Genomic DNA, 19,388 nt, shown 5'->3' on the forward strand with positions numbered 1-19,388 from the left:
AATCACTTCTCCCTTATGAGGGTAACGTTTTCTGTTTTGCCCAGGATCAGCGGTACCTGTTCCATCACTACATTATTGAAGTCCAGGCCGTAGGCTTTGTCATCCGGCAGGCTCAATTTATCCAGCACAAAATGTAGTCTCATTATAATGTTATCCCATAGGGACAAGTTATTTTCTACAGAAAGGAAACTTTTCAAGATAACGAAACGGAAATCGCCCAGCAGGTTGCCGTACTCCGCATCGAAGTATTTATTCTGGATCTGGATCTCTTTCCTGTTTACCATTTCGGCAATCACCTTTTTAAAGAGGATGTTAATGCGTGGCACCACCCTGAAACCCAGTTTAAACGTGATGTGCACGATCTCATCCTGCGCTATGACCTTGGATGTATAGGTAGCTGTATACGGCTTATCATCTACTTCCACATGCACAAACCAGTAAAGGTCTGCCCGTTTGGGTTGCTGATGCAGGATAGAATCTATCACCCGGTCCTCTACTTTATCCGGCGTATCGGCAATGGTCAGGTAAACGAGGTGTGTCGCATATTTGGGCACGTCGGTATCATTGCTTAATTCCTTTAATACAGGGATGTATTTTTTAAGGTCTACAAAATTACGGTACCTTCTCTTGAATCTTTTACCGGCAAACCAAATGTACATGGTACTGATCAGTATAAAGCCGATCAACAATGAAAGCCATCCTCCATGAGAGAATTTACTTAAGTTGGCCACAAGGAAGGTAACTTCAATCCAGGTAAACACCAGGAACAACAGCAGGACCAGGAGTTTAGGCACCCTATGCGTGTACAGGTAAATACTTAATAACATGGTGGTCATCAACATGGTGACGGTAACGGATAAACCAAAAGCGGCTTCCATGTTGGAGGATTCCCGGAAATGGAGCACCATGCCAATACACCCCAGCATCATGAGCCAGTTAACGGCAGGCACATATACCTGGCCCCGCATATCGCTTGGGAACTCGATCCGCAGCCTTGGCCATACATTTAACCTTATCGCTTCATTAAACAGCGTAAATGTACCCGAGATCAATGCCTGGCTGGCAATGACCGTAGCTACGGTAGCGATGATGATACTTGGGATCAAAAACCATTGAGGCACCAGCCCGTAGAAGGCATCCACATCGGTGAGATGCTGACCATTATGTTTTAACAGCAATGCCGCTTCGCCAAAATAACAAAGCAGCAGCGCCACTTTGATAAAGATCCAGGCCACCTGGATATTACGCCGGCCTACATGGCCCATATCCGCATACAGCGCCTCTGCTCCGGTGGTACATAAAAACACGCCCCCCAGTACCCACAGGCCGCCCGGATAATCTACCACCAGGTGATAGGCATACATGGGGTTCAGCGCTTTTAGTACGTAGAGGTTACCGGCCAGGTTCGTTACTCCTAAAATGGCGATCATTCCAAACCAGATCACCATGGCCGGGCCAAAAAACACGCCGATGCGGCTGGTACCTGATTGCTGGAGCAAAAACAAAGCCACCAGGATACCAATGGTGATAGGCATAATAGGCACGCCGGGGCTCAGTACCCGCAGACCTTCCATGGCGGAGGTTACGGAGATAGGCGGTGTTATAAGACTATCCGCTATCATAAAGCTACCGCCAATGATGGCCGGCCAGAGGATCCATTTGCCGTATCTGCGGATCAATGCGTACAAGGAGAAGATGCCGCCTTCCCCGTTATTGTCTGCACGCATTGTGATAAAGACATACTTTAATGTTGTTTGAAAGAACAGGGTCCAGCAAACGGCTGACACCCCACCCAGCACCAGGGTTTCCGATATTTCCCTATGTCCGATGATAGCTTTGAAGGTATAGAGTGGAGAAGTGCCCAGATCTCCAAAAACGATCCCTAAAGCCAGGAGTACGCCTCCCCATTTGAGGCGGTCAGGGCCATGGTCATGCGAGCCATTATTCATGGCTGTAAATAACGGATTATAATTTAAAAATAAAAGGCATATTATTTTGGGTGCGTAAAAACAGATCCGGGGGATCATAAGAACAGCCGGCAGCCATTTTTGGCTGCACGGCTGCATGAGATCAATAAGTAAATGACTACTCCTGCTTACGAAGGGTGTATTTCAGGGATACATCGCCATAAGCGGTGGCGCTGATCATGAAGTACTTCTTATCATCGCTGAGCATGACCTCGTAGGTGATGCCGCTCCTGTTTGTCAGCTCCACAAAGCCCTCTACATGCTTTTCATTGTACTTCCGGTTGATGGCCAGCTGTACTTTAAGCGGTAATTCGCTTTCCTGGCGGTATCTTAAAGAGTATACCAGGACGCCATCTTTATCGTACCATATCCTGCAGGGTGTATCATTCCAGGTAAATGATACGATATCAAATCCCTGGTCTTCCGTCCACCTGATATATTCCGCTCCGGGAAATGCGTGGTTGAACTGGCTGAGCAAGCGCTCATCCGGGGCCGCCATGGCTTTTGTCATCCAAAATGTGGCCAGTAGTGCTAAAGGAAGTATCCGCTTTGTAAAACGCGGTAAACGAAGGTGCTTTTTCATTGTTGATAGTTTGATGAACAGTATTTTTGGTTTCATGGTGTAAAATTAGACCGGGGGCCATCGCTAAAATTGTATAAAAGCGAACAATCTGCTAAACCGCGGTATTTAATCTCAATTGCTGATATTTCTCATATATTTTCTGACGGGTAGCGTATAGCTTTATTATTATCACCAGTGAATAAAGCTATGTTCTCTTTTGTACTGTTATTCTTCACCGGGCTGATTGCCGGCGCTATGAATGCGGCAGCCGGCGGCGGTTCCTTTATTACCTTTCCGGCGTTGATCTTTGCAGGCGTGCCGCCGGTAGCAGCCAATGCATCCAGCACCGTTGCTTTGTTCCCAGGTAGTTTATCCAGCGCGTGGAAATTCAGGGAGCATATCCAGCCTTTTCCGGATATCTCTATGCCAGCTATGGCGGCGCTTACCGCGTTGGGGGGCATTATAGGCGGCGGGCTCTTGCTGTATACGCCGGCTGCCAGTTTTAGCCATATTGTGCCGTGGTTGCTGCTAACGGGCTCCGTAGCGTTTGCGTTTGGCAGGCAGACGGGTAACTGGCTGCGGCAGCATGTACATATAGGCGCATGGGTGATACTGGCGGGACAGCTGGTGCTGGGCGTGTATGGCGGATATTTTGGCGGGGCTGTGGGTATTATGATGATGGCGACGTGGGCTTTGTTTGGGCTGTCAGATATCCGGGTGGTCAATGCGAATAAGACGTTGCTGGTGGGGATTGCGAATGTGATGGCGGTGGTGTTGTTTATAGTAGCGGGGAAAGTGTATTGGTTGCAGACGGGTGTTATGATGGCGGCTACTATACCGGGGGGATACCTGGGGGCGCATTATGCTAAGAAAGTGGATCCTGTGAGGTTGCGGAGGGCGATTGTGGTATTTAATTTTGGGATTACGGTGGCGTTTTTTATTAAGGAGTATTTTCGGGGGTGACTGTATTGCGGGTGGGACCATATTGCGGGAGGGCTCCTTAGCGATTTCAGGCAGGTGTGGCTCCGTCTGGCTGGAGGGTTCCTTAGCGATTTCAGGCAGGTGTGGCTCCGTCTGGCGGGAGGGCTCCTTAGCTATTCCAGGCAGGTGTGGCTCCGTGTTGCGGGAGGGTTCCTTGATTATTCCGCGCCGGGCAGGTTCAAAAGCGGCCTGCGCCTGCCGCGGGGTGTTCGTGTGAAGTGTTGGCTGTATGAGCCCGCGCCAGCCAAGGGCCGTTTTGAATCCTGCCTGGCGATGCTTGTATGCCGTAAGGATAGAGGGGGACAACGGTGGAATGCGGTAGTTCTTTTTGGGGTAAAGATGTGTTGGAAGATGTGTTGGAAGATGTGTTGGGAGATGTGTCCCGTTAACAAAATGATAATAGAACGGTAATATGATATCAGCTGCGTATGCATAGTAACCTGAAGGATGTGCGGTTCTGGAACCGTGCGCTAACGGAAGCGGAGATCAAACAGTTATAGGGATAAACCGCTGACCGGTACAGAAGATGGCCTGGTAGCTTACTGGCCCTTTGATCTGAATGTGGGTAACAAAGTGCCGGCTTCGTTGGTAATTTTACCGTCACCGGTACTAATATCAGCTGGGAATAGCTTCTTCCCTTTTTTTATATTTGATTAACGGTGGTTCCTGTCCATATGGTCAGGAACCACTTTTTTAACCGCGTAATGACACAACGTATGATCCGGAAACTAACTGCCCTGTGCATCCTGCTATTTTCTTTACTGTCCGCCCGGGCACAACATAAAACACCTGTAGATTATGCTGATCCCATGGTTGGCACTTCTGAATCCCGCTGGATACTGAATCCCGGCGCTACTATGCCATTTGGCATGGTACAATTAAGCCCTGACAATCAGAGTACGGATTGGAAAGCCGGTTATGAATATACGATCGGCAGTATTTCCGGCTTTAGCCATATTCATGCCGGGACCATGGCCGGCCTGTCTGTAATGCCCACCACAGGTATGGTGAACCCGGCTATCTATCCACCGGACGCGCCCAGCACTACCGGGCGTACAGCCGGGCACCGGTCGCGTATCAACAAAAGCACGGAGCAGGCCCGTCCCGGGTATTACGCCGCAGATCTTATCAACTATGGTATTAAAGCGGAGCTGACCAGCACTACGCGGGGAGGTTTCTTTAAATTTACGTTTCCCGAAACGCATGAAGCTCATGTATTATTCAACCTGCTCTTTCCTGCGGAATACCCTTTCAACGTACTGGACGCCCGGATCACCAAGGTAAGCGATACCGAGATAGAAGGATATTCCAGGCAGCAAAGCGGCAATTTTATGCGCGCCGGCGGCTTTAATGATTATACCGTTCATTTTGTAGCGCGCTTTAACAAACCTTTTAAGCTGTTTGGCGGTTGGAAGGGTCACGACATCAGCACCAACATCACACAGGTGGAAGGCAGCGGCGATATTGGCGCCTATGTTGATTTTGATACAAAAGCGGGCGAGGTAGTGCTGCTGCAAACCGGTATCTCTTACGTAAGTATCGCACAGGCCCGGCTGAACATGCAACAGGAAATGGATCCTTTTCAATGGAATTTTGCAGCCGCCAGGCAACATGCAACGGATACCTGGAATACACTGCTCAGCAAGATCAAAGTAGAAGGCGGCACGGAAGAGAATAAAAAGAAACTTTACACCAACCTGTACCGGTCTTATTGTGCCAGGAGCATCCTGAGCGATGTGGATGGCAAATACATGGACGTATGCGAGCAGGAAAGACAGCTACAAGATCCGGCTTCACCAGTGTTTGGCTGTGACGCTTTCTGGAATACTTTCTGGAACCTTAACCAGCTATGGACGCTTGTTAACCCGGATATTGCCAACCAATGGGCACGGTCCTTACTGGAAATGTATAAGACCGGCGGATGGTTGCCCCGGGGGCCAGCCGGTTTTGAATATTCCGGTATCATGGAAGCCTCTCATGAAATAGCCCTGATCGTGAGCGCTTACCAGAAAGGCATTTGCCGTTTTGATACGGCCCTTGCGTGGCAGGCCATGCTGCACCAGCAAACGGTAAATGGAGAAAAACACCCTTGCAGCGGTTTTGCCGGCAACAAGGATATACAGACCTATATGCAGCTGGGATACATACCGCAGCCAGGCAGGGTGTCTAATACGCTGGAGTACGCCTATGATGACTGGTGCGTAGCGCAAATGGCGAAAAGCCTTGGCGACACCGGCAGCTACCATCAATTTATCTGGCGGGCAGCCAACTATCAACATATGTTTGACCCGCAGACCCGGTACATGCGGCCCAAAGACAAAGAGGGACATTGGCTGGAAAACTTTAATCCCATCACCACTGGCGGTTATACGGAAGGTAACGCCTGGCAGTACAGCTTTTTTGTACCGCATGATGTAAACAAACTGGTGGACCTGATGGGCAGGGATACGTTCAATAACCGCCTGACATTCGGTTTTGAGCAGTCCGCCAAACTAAACTTTAATGCTATTGGCGACAAACCGGAACGGGTGTATATCAACCACGGCAACCAGCCTAATATGCAGGCCGCTTATCTATTTAACTATAGTGGTAAGCCCTGGCTCACCCAATATTGGGTAAGGGAGATCATGAATAAATTCTATGGCGCAGACCCATATAATGGTTGGCCGGGTGATGAAGATGAGGGCCAGATGGGCGCCTGGTTTGTGATGAGCGCCATGGGTTTGTTTGAGACGGATGGCGGTACGGCGGCAAAGCCTATCTATGAAATTGGCAGCCCATTGTTTGACCGGGTCACCATTGAGCTGGACCCGCGATATTATCCGGGAAAGACGTTTGTGATAGAAGCCAGGCAGGTGTCAGACGGCAACCGGTATATACAGTCGGCAACGCTGAACGGGAAGAAGTTGGATAAACCATGGTTCTATCATGCGGAGCTTGTGCGTGGCGGTAAGCTGGTATTACAAATGGGACCTGCGCCTAATAAGGATTGGGGAAGTAAGGCGGGTGATGCGCCGCCTTCGATGTCCGGGGCGGTTGAATGATTGATGATTGGCCGTTGGCCGTTTACCGCACGGTAGGTGGCCAGGCGCGATCAGTTAAAGTAAAGACGAGCGTTAATAATTTACTGTTTAGTTACTTAATTCTGTGAGTGTTTTAACGCCTGTGGCGAAGCTGGATATCAATACATCACGCCTCGTATCCTTTTCTTCTGCGGCGGACGCAAGTATTTGCAGATATTCCGTTTCTGACTTCTCCCCTGTCATGCTGGCCAATATCCTGGCCATTCTGCCCGCCGAGTTTTTCGTCCGCAGCTCCCGTTGCGCCAGCAGCGCCTTCCAGCTATCAATATGTTTTGCCGCATATTGCGTTCCATTTTGCTGATCCAAAAAGATCAGCGCGTACAAAACATGTTCCTGGTCAAAATACAATGTTGGTTGCGTCAGATAGTGGTCCAGATATCTGCTTAAATACTGCGTACCTGTGGCTGTATTGAAAAATGCAAGGACCAGTGCATACGTCTCCCCTGCATAACAGACCTCGCTTTTTAAAAGATGTACTCCTATAATATCGATCAGGTCTGTGTAACCCTGAACGGCGGCAAAATAAGCGCCTACTGATCTTGTCCGCCAGTTAAAATCGCCCAGTAACAGCAGGCAGATCTCCTTCGTGCAATCCTTTTTGACCTCCTTTATCGAGTTAATCCAATCAGCATCGTCGTAAGCGCCAATGCTCATGTAATACGGCGCTACCCACTTCTTCAAAAAATCGGCTGTGAGCGGAGCCTTGTTCTTATGTGATGGTAAGTTATCAAACGGCGTGGAATGTCTTACGGTGGCGCCCGCGGAGTGCAACCGGGCCATTTCATCCATATTGTCCATAGGTATTTTTTATCGGTTAAATATACTATTTTACAATATATCATCAAACTAACGGCTAACGCCACCACTAATGGTTGCAATCACCAACTACCATTATATAGATTAAAACTATATAAATATAGAATCAATTGTTTTTGTTTATGTCTTTAAAGCCATAACTTTAATACCCTGCATAAAGAGCCAGATGCAGGCAAAGTATCTATTCAATACCATAAACTCAAAAAAATGGGAAACGAATCAAAAGACATCAGTAAATGCCCCTTTCACAACGGCAGCATGAAACACAGCGCCGGCGGCGGTGGTACCAGGAACCGCGACTGGTGGCCCGACCAGTTAAAACTAAATATCCTCCGGCAGCACTCCTCCTTATCAGACCCAATGGGTGGTGAATTTAATTATGCCGAAGCGTTTAAGACCCTTGATCTGGAAGCTGTTAAAAAAGACCTGCATGCCCTCATGACGGATTCACAGGACTGGTGGCCTGCAGACTTTGGACATTATGGCCCCTTGTTCATCCGTATGGCCTGGCATAGCGCGGGTACTTACCGGGTGTTTGATGGCCGTGGCGGCGCCGGCTCCGGACAGCAACGGTTTGCCCCGCTTAACAGCTGGCCGGACAATGTAAGCCTTGATAAAGCCCGTAGGCTGCTTTGGCCCATTAAACAGAAATATGGCCGTAATATCTCCTGGGCTGATCTGCTGATCCTTACCGGTAACGTAGCGCTGGAATCAATGGGCTTTAAAACCTTTGGGTTTGCCGGCGGCAGGGAAGATCTGTGGGAGGCAAGCGAAGACGTGTATTGGGGCACTGAAAACACCTGGCTGGGCGGTGATGTGCGGTATGCGCATGGATCCGAAGGCGTGGTGGAAAACCATGGCGTATTGGTGTCTGATGATGATGCGGATGGCGATATCCATTCCCGCAACCTGGAAAAACCACTGGCGGCGGTACAGATGGGGCTTATCTATGTGAATCCCGAAGGGCCTGACGGCAATCCTGATCCTATTGCTGCCGCAAAGGACATCCGTGATACTTTTGGCCGTATGGCTATGAATGATGAAGAAACAGTAGCGCTGATAGCTGGCGGTCACAGCTTTGGTAAGACCCATGGCGCGGCGCCTGCTACCCATGTAGGCAAAGAACCGGAAGGCGCAGACCTGGAATCGCAGGGCCTGGGCTGGAGCAATAGTTATGGTAGCGGCAGGGGCGCTGACACCATTACCAGCGGTCTTGAAGTGATATGGACAAAAACGCCTACCCAATGGAGCAATAACTTCTTCGAAAACCTGTTTGGTTTTGAATGGCAACTCACTAAAAGCCCGGCTGGCGCCCATCAGTGGGTGGCCAAAGATGCAGAGAACATTATTCCTGATGCATATGACGCCGGCAAAAAGCATCGTCCCACGATGCTGACCACTGATCTGGCTTTAAGACTTGACCCGGCTTACGAAAAAATATCCCGGCATTTCCTGGAAAATCCGGATGCATTTGCTGATGCCTTTGCACGCGCATGGTTTAAACTGACCCATCGTGATATGGGCCCCCGCGCCCGTTACCTGGGGCCGGATGTGCCTGCGGAAGTGCTGCTTTGGCAGGATCCAATCCCGGCAGTTGACCATGCATTGATAGATGCCAATGATATAAGCGGCCTGAAAGCAAAGATCTTGTCATCCGGGCTGAGCGTAGCAGAACTGGTATCCACCGCATGGGCATCCGCCTCCACCTTCCGTGGCTCTGATAAACGCGGTGGCGCTAATGGCGCGCGGATCCGCCTGGCTCCTCAAAAATTCTGGAAAGCCAACAACCCATCCCAGCTGCAAAAAGTATTGGATGTGCTGGAAGGTATTCAAAAGGAGTTTAACGGCACCGGCAAAAAAGTGTCGCTGGCTGACCTGATCGTGCTGGCCGGTTGCGCTGCTATCGAGAAAGCAGCCAAGGACGCCGGCCAGGCAGTTACGGTTCCCTTTACACCCGGCCGTATGGATGCCTCACAGGAAGAAACGGATGTTGAATCCATGGGGTACCTGGAGCCGATGGCCGATGGTTTCCGCAACTACCGTAAAACAAAAGTCCGCGCTTCTACAGAAGCTTTGCTGGTAGATAAGGCCCAGCTGCTGACACTCACCGCGCCTGAGCTGACCGTACTGGTAGGCGGGCTGCGCGTATTGAACACTAATTTTGATGGCTCCAGACATGGCGTTTTCACAGAACGGCCAGGCCTGCTTACGAATGATTTCTTTGTTAATCTGCTGGACATGGGTACCGCCTGGAAAGCAGTGTCTGATGACAAGGAATTCTATGAAGGCAGCGACCGTACCACCGGCGCCATAAAATGGACGGCCACCCGCGCTGATCTCGTATTTGGCTCTAATGCCGAACTAAGGGCTATTGCGGAAGTATACGGCAGTTCTGATGGCCAGCAAAAATTTGTGAAGGATTTTGTGGCAGCATGGAATAAAGTGATGAACCTGGACAGGTTTGATGCCGCGTGATCGTAAAATTTTAATGATCTATACTAAAAAGCCTCCGGTAACCGGAGGCTTTTTATTTGCTACCTTCATCCTGTCATGAGGATGGTGTAACTTCTTAATTATTCATGTCATGAGAGTCCTCTCCGTAAATGTATCTATGCCCCTTGAGATCGAGTGGAAAGGCCAACTGGTAAAAACCTCCATCTTTAAATCCCCGGTAGCTGGAAAAGTAATAGTAAGGCGGTTAAACCTGGAAGGCGATCTGCAATCCGATCAGCTGGCCCATGGCGGAGAGCATAGGGCGTTGATGGTATATCAGAAAGAATCCTACGAGTACTGGCGCACAAAGCTTCAGCGGGAAGACCTGCATTATGGCCAATTTGGCGAGAACCTGACGGTAGAAGGACTGGCGGATGCAGATGTTTGTATTGGCGACCGGTACAAAATAGGTACCGCTATTTTTGAAGTAACGCAGCCCAGGGTCACCTGTTATAAAGTGGGCATCAGCCTGGGCGTACCGGAGATGCCTGCGTTATTAGTCTCCAATAAACGGCCAGGCTTCTATTTTAGGGTGATCCAGGAAGGCGAGCTGACCGCCGGCGACGAGATCTACAAAATTGCCGATGGGCCTGAAGGCATGAGTGTAGCGGAGATCGATGCCTTGCTTTATTCCTCTCAGCATCCCGCTGATAAACTCTCCCGCGCCTTAAAGATACCCGCCCTTAGCAATGGCTGGCAGTTATCATTCAGGGAGCTGGCTGCCGCCGTGGACCAGGGCGCTACCGGCAACGCCGGGCTGACGGGGGCTTTCCCGCCACCCGCATGGAAAGGCTTCCGGGAACTAAGGGTCAGGCAGATAAAACAAGAAAGCGCGGATGTACGGAGCTTTGTGCTCGAGGCTGCTGACGGCGCTGCATTGCCTGGCTTTCTACCTGGCCAGCATGTTACGGTGCGGATAACGGTGGGGCCTGATAAGCCCAAAATCCTCCGGACCTATTCCCTCTGCGGCCCGCCGGATGACGGCTATTATCATATTGCGGTGAAACTTGAAGAAGGCCCGGGCAGTATTTATCTTCATCAGCACCTGCAGGTGGGCGATATACTGGAAGTCAGCGCACCCAGGGGCTCCTTTACCCTGGCAGCCAATAATGATCCGGTGATCCTGCTGAGCGCCGGTGTGGGCATAACGCCCTTACTTGGTATGCTGTATGCGCTTGCCAGGAAACCGGACGGACGGGAGGTGTGGTGGATCCATTCTGCCAGGGATAGCGCCCATCATTCCTTCGCCCATGAGATAAAGGAACTGTCTGTTAGCTTGCCCGGATTGCATGCGGTTACCCTTTACAGCCGTCCGTTGGATATGGATAAGGCCGGCGGCCACTACGATTATGCCGGGCATTTAAATACCGATATACTCCGTGGCCTGCATATCCCGGCAACAAGTAACTGTTATTTGTGCGGACCTGACAGCTATCTTACCGCCACCACAGCAGCATTAACAGCAATAGGTATTGCCCCGGAAAGGATCTATAAAGAATTATTTGACAACATTGTAAGCCCAGGGAGTGCTAAAGCGCCCCATAAGCCTATAGGCGCCGAAGGGAACGGGCCCTTGGTAACATTTACCAAAAGCAAAATATCATTCGCGTGGGATAACCGGTTCAATAACCTGCTGGAGGCTGCGGAAGCCTGCGATGTGCAGGCGCGCTGGTCTTGCCGCACCGGCGTTTGCCATAGATGTGAAAGCGCATTGTTAGATGGGCAGGTGTCTTATTCACCAGAGCCGCTGGATGCCCCTGCGGACGGTAATGTATTGATCTGCTGCGCCCGGCCGGAAACGGACGTGAGTATTGATCTGTAGAGCCTGGCTACAGGTCTGGCATGCTTTTACGTGCAAAAAATAAAACCTTTGTTATGGCAGACAATAAACAAAACACCGGAAAGCAGGATGATATAAGAGTAGACGCTAATGATCCCAGCGAAGTAGAATATCTGCACCAGCAGTTCCCCGATAAAAGTCATGAGCAGATAAAGGAAGCTATTGCCAAAGCGGGCCCTATGAGGACCGCTATTGTCGAATACCTGCAAAAGAACAAGTAGGATATTAAAGGCATGTGAATGTTTTAACGCCTGGTAAATTATGGAACAGCTACAGAATTTTAAGATCGCGCAATTTGCGCACCGTATTCAATATAAAGACCTAAACGAAAATATTACCGACCAACTCAAGCGCCATCTGCTTGATTCCCTGGCCTCACTATTCCATGCTACGCAAAGGCCAGCCATCCATAAGCTGGTAAAACAATTACAGCTGCTGGGAGAAGGAGGGCATTGTAATGTGCCTTTAGTGGAGCGCCTGCCGATGGACAGGGCCGCTCAACTCTATACCGCATTGATCCGGTACCCGGATTTCATGGACAACTATCTTGGTAAAGACTCTACCTGTCATCCGTGCGATAATATAGGCAGCCTGCTTGCCGCCAGTCAATACCGGCCCACATCCGGCAAAGATTTCCTGCGGTCGATGGCCATTAGTTATCAGCTCCAATGCAGGCTGATAGAAGAGATACCTGTAATGACGGAGGGGATTGACCATACGCTGTTGCTCTCCTACTCTATCGTAGCAGGCATTGCACAGCTGCTGGAGCTTACCATAGAACAAACAGCACATGCCCTGGCCATAGCCGGCTGTTCTATTTCTCCCCTGGCCACCAGCCGCGCATCCTACACTTATGAATGGAAAGGTTTTGCCTCCTCGCTCGACGCGCTGACCTGTATTAATATTGCCCTATTGGCTAAACAAGGCATGACGGGGCCATTAGCCCTGTTTGAAGGACCGAAGGGGTTTAAGGAGATATTTAATATGAAACTGGACTATGATTGGGAGCATGAAAACCTTTCATTGATCCCCCGGTGCATATTAAAAAAATACAATGCAGAAGTACATAGCCAGGCGGTCCTGGAAGCTATCTATCAACTGCAACAGGACCATAGCATCCGGGTAGACGCTATAAAGAAAATAGACATCACCACATTCCTAACCAGCTATAACATTATCGGATCCGGTTCTTATGGTGATCGCCAGAAGGTAGCGTCCAAGGAACAGGCCGATCATAGCCTGTTTTACCTGGCAGCCGTATTATTATTGGATGGCGAGATCTATCCCTCACAATTTGAGCCGGACAGGATAAACCGCCCCGATGTACAGCAATTACTCCAAAAAGTGGAGGTGCGGACCGGCCTGCCTGTGCATAAACCTATGAAACTTGTAGAGACCATTGACCCCTACACCGCCCGGTATCCCGAAAAAATGCGCAGCAAAGTGGAGATCACTTTTGAAGATGGCCGCCAGATCGTTCAGGAGCAGGAAGATTATCCCGGCTTCTATACCCGGCCCATGGACTGGCAGCAGGTAGTAAAAAAATTTCATAAACTAACCGCAGACGCCATCAGCGAGAAGCGGCGTCAACAGGTGCTGGCTGTGGTGCAAGATCTGGAGAACAGGGAGATGACAGACCTCCTGCAACTGGTCAATAACCCGGATCACTGACCTGCGTACCGAAAACGGTGCGTTGTTTGTAATAATATCTAAAAAATTGTTATGAAACAGCGTACACCAAATAAGCTATCGGCCGTATTTGACAGGTTCTCCTGCAAAGTTACCAAGGCCACCGGATCATCCTGGGCATTCCTGATAGCATTGTTAGTGATCATCATCTGGGGCATCTCCGGACCGATATTCAAATTCTCCGATACCTGGCAACTCGTCATCAATACCGGCACAACCATTATTACCTTTTTAATGGTGTTTATCATACAGCAGTCCCAAAACAAGGATACGGTAGCCATTCATTTGAAACTAAACGAGATAATAGCCGCCAACCGCGCCGCCAGCAACCGCATGATCGACGTAGAAGACCTAACGGCGGATGAATTAGCTATTGTGAAGAAGTATTATGTAAAGTTATCTGAGCTGGCAGAGAAAGAAAAAGGCATACATAAGACCCATTCCATAGACGAAGCGCTTGCAAATCATAATGTGAAGATGCATAACTCGAATACGTAACAAACAAGGAACCCTAAATTTTCGCTCCTCAAATTGTCTTATCCGGGAACAATTGTGCCTGGTTCAAGGCTTAGCTGGTTTGCCCGGAACACCCCCCAGTATACCTTTGTTGTGTAATGAGCGCAATTGAGCAGCAAGAAAATATCCAACTAATTAATTTCAAACTATTATGAAAAAGAGCACATACTTCAGCCGCCGTTTTTTAGGCGCAGCCTTTGTCTTCGCAGCATTGCAATTCTCCACTGTGTATAGGGCAACAGCACAACAGCAGCCAACTGCTGACGCCAGCGCCGCATCATTTGACCACATTAAACAGATCAAGGCCGGTCTGCTTGACGTAGGTTATGCAGAAGCGGGACCCGCAGATGGCGCTCCTGTTATCCTGCTCCATGGCTGGCCATATGATATCTATAGCTATAAAGACGTATCTGGTATACTGGCTGCTAAAGGCTACCGGGTACTGATCCCTTATTTGCGCGGCTACGGTAGTACCCGTTTCCTTTCTGCAGCTACACCCCGTAACGGGCAACAGTCAGTGATAGCCGCAGATATTATCGCCTTTATGGATGCGCTAAAGATCAAAACTGCGGTAGTAGGCGGATTTGACTGGGGCGCCCGTACGGCGGATATTATGGCAGTATTGTGGCCGGAGCGCGTAAAAGGATTGGTATCTGTAAGCGGTTACCTGATCGGCAGCCAACAGGCCAATAAAGCGCCATTGCCGCCCAAAGCGGAGCTCTCCTGGTGGTATCAGTTCTACTTTGCCACAGAACGCGGTCAGGCTGGATATGCCGCCAACACCCGTGATTTTAACAGACTGATCTGGCAAACAGCTTCCCCGCAGTGGCATTTCAGCGACGCTACTTACAATCAATCCGCCGCCTCATTTGACAACCCGGACCATGTACAGATCGTCATTGACAATTACCGGTGGAGGCTGGGTTTGACCAGAGGAGAAGCAAAATATGATGACCTGGAAAAGAAACTGGCTACTGCGCCTGCCATCACGGTGCCTACAGTGACCCTTGAAGGGGAAGCCAATGGCGCTCCTCATCCGGCCCCTTCCGCATATGCCGGTAAGTTTACAGGTAAGTACGCCCATCATACCATCACAGGCGCCGTAGGTCATAACCTGCCCCAGGAAGCGCCGCAGGCGTTTGCAGATGCAATTATCGAGGTGAGCAATTTCACCAATTGACGAGGCTGTACAGCGCGCCCATTGGCACAATAATCGTGATCTCCATTATAAATCATGCATTATGGAAACTAAAACCAGCAACAGCAATACCACCGTACAAAACCCGGTAACACAATACCCGCAGCCTCCATATCCGCGACAGGAACAAGAGATGCCCGGTACGGAGCAGCGGATGAACCCAAAGCCGGACCATGGAGAAACGACCTATAAGGGCAATGGGAAGTTAAGCGGCCGCAAGGCGATCATTACCGGGGGCGATTCAGGCATAGGTAAAGCCGTAGCCATCGCATTTGCCCGTGAAGGCGCAGACGTGCTTATCTCCTACTTAAATGAAGAGGAAGATGCAAAGGATACGGAGAAATATATAACAGCGGCAGGCAGCAAGGCGGTGCTTGTGCCGGGGGATATCAGCAACGAAGCACATTGCAAGCAGATCGTGGAGCGCGCAGTACAGGAGTTTGGCAAGATAGATATACTGGTGAACAATGCCGCCTACCAGATGGCGCATGAGTCACTGCAGGATATTACCAGCGAAGAATGGGACTATACTTTTAAAACAAACATCTACGCCATGTTCTATCTCTGCAAGGCCGCAGAACCGCATATGGAGCCTGGCAGCACCGTTGTCAATACAACGTCTGTAAATGCGTATACGCCCAAGCCAACCCTGATACCCTATACCGCTACCAAAGCCGCTATACAGAATTTTACTTCTACAATGGCCCAGCTTTGGGCAGAAAAGGGAATACGTGTTAACTGTGTGGCGCCCGGCCCTGTGTGGACGCCGCTTATCCCGGGCAGTTTCTCCGCAGAACAGGTAGAACAATTTGGGGCAAACACACCCATGAAACGGGCTGCACAGCCCGCCGAAATGGCGCCTATCTATGTATTACTGGCTTCCCCGGATTCCAGCTACATGTCTGGCGCTACGGTACAGGCAACTGGTGGAACACCAACGATATAGGCTGATCCTATAAAAAAGGAGCAGCTGCTTTCTAAGCAGCTGCTCCTTTTTTATAGTAAAGACAGACCCATTCTCTTACGGTTCATTGCAGACCAACGCCGCTACACTCTCCAGTAATGCATTATACGGACGGTAGCCGGTTAACAGCAGTTTCTTATGGTTACTGGAATAGCTGATAAGCAAGGATGGGAAACGTTTAATATTACGCAGGCGTACCTCTTCCAGATCTTGCTTAAAGGCCGCGATTGACCGGGGATCAGACAACTGCTCCTCAAATAATCCGGCATCAAAACGGGGATCCTCCATAGCCAGCTCTTTTGCGACCATCAGCAGCGCTTCCTTTTTTGCGATATTGAGCCCAGCTGTCATCACCGCCATCCGTAGTTTCTTGAGATAAGCGTCCGCGGCGACGGCAGACTGCAGGGCCGCGCTCTTAACTGCCACGCAGGCCGGATACGACGAAGCAGGCGGATCCTTAAACCAGATCTTATCATCTATCACTGCTCCGGTGACCTGCTTGGTCTCCAGCCATACGGGGCCCATCTGTAACGGTTTGCTTACCGCACGCACCGTGTCATGATAGGTATCCCATTCCGGCAGCATACCACCCATGCAGTAACGCCACTGTACCTTTCCGTCAAATTCCAGCAGCAACTGGTCCCAGACAGGCTCAAAAGCCCAGCTCCAGCAGCAAAGAGGATCTGTGTAATAAACGATATCCAGCAGTCCTCCGCCTAAATGCTCCAATATCCTATCTCTTACGTGTAGTTCTGCTTTTATGTCCATTGGTGGAAGTTGTTGGTTCGCTTTCCTTATCTTTTTCTGACTGGCTCCATGCCTGCTGGCCTATGGGCACCGCCATATTGATCTCAGCGCTGCGCTCCTTGCTCAGGTCTTCGTCCAGCTGCTTAACGCCATCCAATGTACGTTCAGTACCGGTGGGATTCACATTGAGCAGTCCGTTAGTGGCCAGTACAAATTCAACCGGGTCTTCTACATACTGCCAGCTCTCGCCAAACTGGGTGCTTTCGCCTTCGTTCCAGGGCCCGCGTACGGAAGCGCCGCTGGACATGTTAAAATAAAGGTTGCTGTAGCGCGGATCGCTTTGCAGCACGCCCGGCGGGAAATTAGGCTGAATGGAGTCCAGCGCTGCTTCAAACATCTGGAAATGCGCTACTTCGCGCGTCATCAGGAAGTTCAGCGTTTCCCTTACATACGGATCATCTGTAAACTGCAGCAGGTACTCGTAGGTGATCTTTGCCCTGGATTCTGCCGCTATATCGGAACGCAGGTCTACGGTCAGGTCGCCATTGCAATCACCGTTAATATACGCGGCGCTCCAGGGTACGCCCTGGCAGTTGGTATAAGCCGGTCCGCCCCCGCTTGAAACCAGGGTCTGCGGCGCCACCATGGCCTTATGAATGAAGTCTTCCTTCGCTTTTTTGCCATCCAGCAGCGACATTATCTCAGATTCGTCAGCGGCTTTTTTAAGGTCACCGTTAATGCCTTGCAGTAACATCTGGATGGTAGCGCCTACAATCTCCAGATGGCTGAACTCCTCCGTTGCAATATCCATCAGCAGATCGTACTTGTCCGGGAAAGGGCTGCGGGCCCCAAATGCCTGCCCAAAATACCTTAGTGCGGCTGCCAACTCGCCATTGGCGCCACCAAACTGTTCAAGTAATAAAGTAGCAAATGCAGGGTCTGGTTTACTTACCCTTGCATTAAATTGTAGTTCTTTAACATGATAAAACATAACGCTTAATTTACGGGTTGATGGAATAGTTGTGTTTAACTGACGCAAAATGTGTTCCTTTCCTATGGCGTTATGGTAGTTAAGATGGGAGGGGCTGCAGGGGCGCATTTGCAGCTCTACAAAGTGCGCATTTAAATACATCTTTTGAGGAGGGTGCTGTTAACCGCTCAGCTTTCTTGATTAAATCGCTTTCAACCAGGCGTTATATGTGATTTTCAACAAAACTAATGCTGTTTCCTTCTTCGGAGCGCCAGTACAACATAGATGGTAAATCCGATCAGGAATAATGCTATCGGCATCCACAAGGGCGCCAGTGCCCAAAACCATGACCATGTAATGATGCCGTATATTTTAAGGACAATGAAAGCTGCGGGTACCACCCAGGAAATAAGGGCAAAAGAACGTTTCATAGGAAAGTAAAGATAATATTATTCCTGTTTAAAAGCAGGGTTAAAGGAAGCGCCTTCCATCTTTTTGCAGTAGGCTGTCAGTCTTTCACCCAGTTCTTCCAGATTGCGTAACAATTGCTCATAGATGGCCTCCGGTACCGGAGCCGGCCCGTTATTTAAAAAGCGGCATACCACCCCGCAGGATTGCTCATCCACCTTATTAAATGCAAATTCGTAGACAAGGGAAAGATCCATTTCAGGGATCCGACAGCTTTCCGCGTAGAAGATGGCCTCGTCAGACATGGTCATACGCAGGGGGGATACTATCGCCTGATAATCTTCAAAGGTGCAATAATGCACGCTTCCGATGAATACGGCGGGGATGTCCTGCTCTACCTTCAGCAAGCGGGGCGCCCATTCTACCCGGCCGGGGATATTCATCACCACCATATATGCGTCGCGGAAACCAGCGGGTATTGATAATTCCAGATAGCCGGTGTCGTCAACAGGATAATCATTCTGCAAGCCGGGCGGTTCCGGTACATTCTCGCGGGCCTTACTAAGCAGGGCAAAGCGATAGTTAATGGTACCGATAGATGCATAATCGTGCGATGAACTGGCCCATTCCAGTTCATCCTGGTCCGGCACGTTATCCTCTTCTCCGAAAAGCTTTTCTGTGATCAGCAGGTATTCGTTGTTATCAATATTATTCTTCAGCAAACGATGCGCGATGATCATTTCCGGTCCGGATTGTTTTACAAAACGCCCGACCGTTATTTCTGCAACTGGGCCATGGTGTACTACAAACTTCAATGTAAGATGGGTGATCGCCTGACAGGCGCCGCAGGTACATACCATGTGCTGTTGCATCCATTTACGCTGGTAATGAAAAGCGTTGAAGATGTTCAGACAGGTATTCATTATCTCTTTACGGGAGGGCGGCGCTCCTTTCCGGACGAGCAAGACGGCGTCTCCTTCAATCTCTGCTACTTCATATTCATCACCGACCGCCTTGATCATGGCGTCAATAAGCATATTAATGGCTTGTGCGCTGTGGTGGAGCTCCGTGGTTGTCATGAACTCCGTAAACCCGCTGATATCCGGGATAAGGATGGTTGCATTCGTGGTTGGCATAATTTGGGGTGGTTATGA

At 49.9% G+C, this 19,388-nt stretch carries 15 protein-coding genes; 9 read left to right on the forward strand and 6 right to left on the reverse strand.

Annotated elements, in window-relative coordinates:
* Nucleotides 1-2: 2 nt before the first annotated feature.
* Both F0L74_RS08950 and F0L74_RS08955 read right to left on the reverse strand, forming a co-directional pair.
* Entirely contained in the window at nt 3-1,949 is a 1,947-nt protein-coding gene (locus F0L74_RS08950) for a KUP/HAK/KT family potassium transporter (protein ID WP_149837520.1), read from the reverse strand.
* Between the two features lie 136 nt (nt 1,950-2,085).
* On the reverse strand, nt 2,086-2,550 hold the full coding sequence (locus F0L74_RS08955; protein WP_149837521.1) for a glycoside hydrolase family 71/99 protein: 465 nt from the start codon (nt 2,548-2,550) through the stop codon (nt 2,086-2,088).
* A 186-nt stretch (nt 2,551-2,736) separates the two neighbouring features.
* Between F0L74_RS08955 and F0L74_RS08960 the strand changes: the two genes are divergently transcribed.
* Complete coding sequence (locus tag F0L74_RS08960; RefSeq protein WP_149837522.1) at nt 2,737-3,492, forward strand: sulfite exporter TauE/SafE family protein; 756 nt, start codon at nt 2,737-2,739, stop codon at nt 3,490-3,492.
* Nucleotides 3,493-4,226: 734 nt separating this feature from the next.
* Complete coding sequence (locus F0L74_RS08965) at nt 4,227-6,554, forward strand: GH92 family glycosyl hydrolase (protein WP_149837523.1); 2,328 nt, start codon at nt 4,227-4,229, stop codon at nt 6,552-6,554.
* Between the two features lie 87 nt (nt 6,555-6,641).
* On the opposite strand, the gene F0L74_RS08970 is transcribed toward F0L74_RS08965, so the two are convergent.
* Complete coding sequence (locus tag F0L74_RS08970) at nt 6,642-7,391, reverse strand: DUF6000 family protein (protein WP_149837524.1); 750 nt, start codon at nt 7,389-7,391, stop codon at nt 6,642-6,644.
* Between the two features lie 225 nt (nt 7,392-7,616).
* Here F0L74_RS08970 and katG point away from each other — a divergent pair, with 225 nt between their 5' ends.
* The 7 genes from katG to F0L74_RS09005 all read left to right on the forward strand — a co-directional run bounded on the left by katG (nt 7,617) and on the right by F0L74_RS09005 (nt 16,091).
* Complete coding sequence (gene katG / locus F0L74_RS08975) at nt 7,617-9,884, forward strand: catalase/peroxidase HPI (RefSeq protein WP_149837525.1); 2,268 nt, start codon at nt 7,617-7,619, stop codon at nt 9,882-9,884.
* A gap of 109 nt (nt 9,885-9,993) precedes the next feature.
* Nucleotides 9,994-11,724 (forward strand): MOSC and FAD-binding oxidoreductase domain-containing protein, encoded by a 1,731-nt coding sequence (locus F0L74_RS08980; RefSeq protein WP_149837526.1) that lies wholly within the window; start codon nt 9,994-9,996, stop codon nt 11,722-11,724.
* Nucleotides 11,725-11,777: 53 nt separating this feature from the next.
* Nucleotides 11,778-11,963: a DUF3606 domain-containing protein gene (locus F0L74_RS08985; protein ID WP_188315927.1), complete on the forward strand. Its 186-nt coding sequence runs from the start codon at nt 11,778-11,780 to the stop codon at nt 11,961-11,963.
* Nucleotides 11,964-12,003: 40 nt separating this feature from the next.
* The gene (locus F0L74_RS08990; protein WP_149837528.1) at nt 12,004-13,413 is read left to right on the forward strand and encodes an MmgE/PrpD family protein; all 1,410 of its coding nucleotides are present in this window, start codon (nt 12,004-12,006) and stop codon (nt 13,411-13,413) included.
* A gap of 51 nt (nt 13,414-13,464) precedes the next feature.
* Nucleotides 13,465-13,929: a low affinity iron permease family protein gene (locus tag F0L74_RS08995; protein ID WP_149837529.1), complete on the forward strand. Its 465-nt coding sequence runs from the start codon at nt 13,465-13,467 to the stop codon at nt 13,927-13,929.
* A gap of 169 nt (nt 13,930-14,098) precedes the next feature.
* On the forward strand, nt 14,099-15,127 hold the full coding sequence (locus tag F0L74_RS09000) for an alpha/beta fold hydrolase (protein WP_149837530.1): 1,029 nt from the start codon (nt 14,099-14,101) through the stop codon (nt 15,125-15,127).
* 61 nt (nt 15,128-15,188) lie between these two features.
* Nucleotides 15,189-16,091 (forward strand): SDR family oxidoreductase, encoded by a 903-nt coding sequence (locus F0L74_RS09005; protein ID WP_149837531.1) that lies wholly within the window; start codon nt 15,189-15,191, stop codon nt 16,089-16,091.
* Between the two features lie 75 nt (nt 16,092-16,166).
* On the opposite strand, the gene F0L74_RS09010 is transcribed toward F0L74_RS09005, so the two are convergent.
* The 3 genes from F0L74_RS09010 to F0L74_RS09020 form a co-directional block, all read right to left on the reverse strand.
* Nucleotides 16,167-16,877, reverse strand: a complete 711-nt coding sequence (locus F0L74_RS09010) for a DsbA family oxidoreductase (RefSeq protein ID WP_149837532.1) — start codon at nt 16,875-16,877, stop codon at nt 16,167-16,169.
* A complete protein-coding gene (locus F0L74_RS09015; protein ID WP_149837533.1) occupies nt 16,843-17,847 on the reverse strand; it encodes a manganese catalase family protein in 1,005 nt (334 codons plus the stop codon). The genes F0L74_RS09010 and F0L74_RS09015 overlap by 35 nt, the downstream gene beginning before the upstream one ends.
* A gap of 428 nt (nt 17,848-18,275) precedes the next feature.
* A complete protein-coding gene (locus tag F0L74_RS09020) occupies nt 18,276-19,370 on the reverse strand; it encodes a DUF2652 domain-containing protein (RefSeq protein WP_149837534.1) in 1,095 nt (364 codons plus the stop codon).
* Nucleotides 19,371-19,388: the final 18 nt, after the last annotated feature.

The organism is Chitinophaga agrisoli, from assembly GCF_008386695.1.
GTDB lineage: Bacteria > Bacteroidota > Bacteroidia > Chitinophagales > Chitinophagaceae > Chitinophaga > Chitinophaga agrisoli.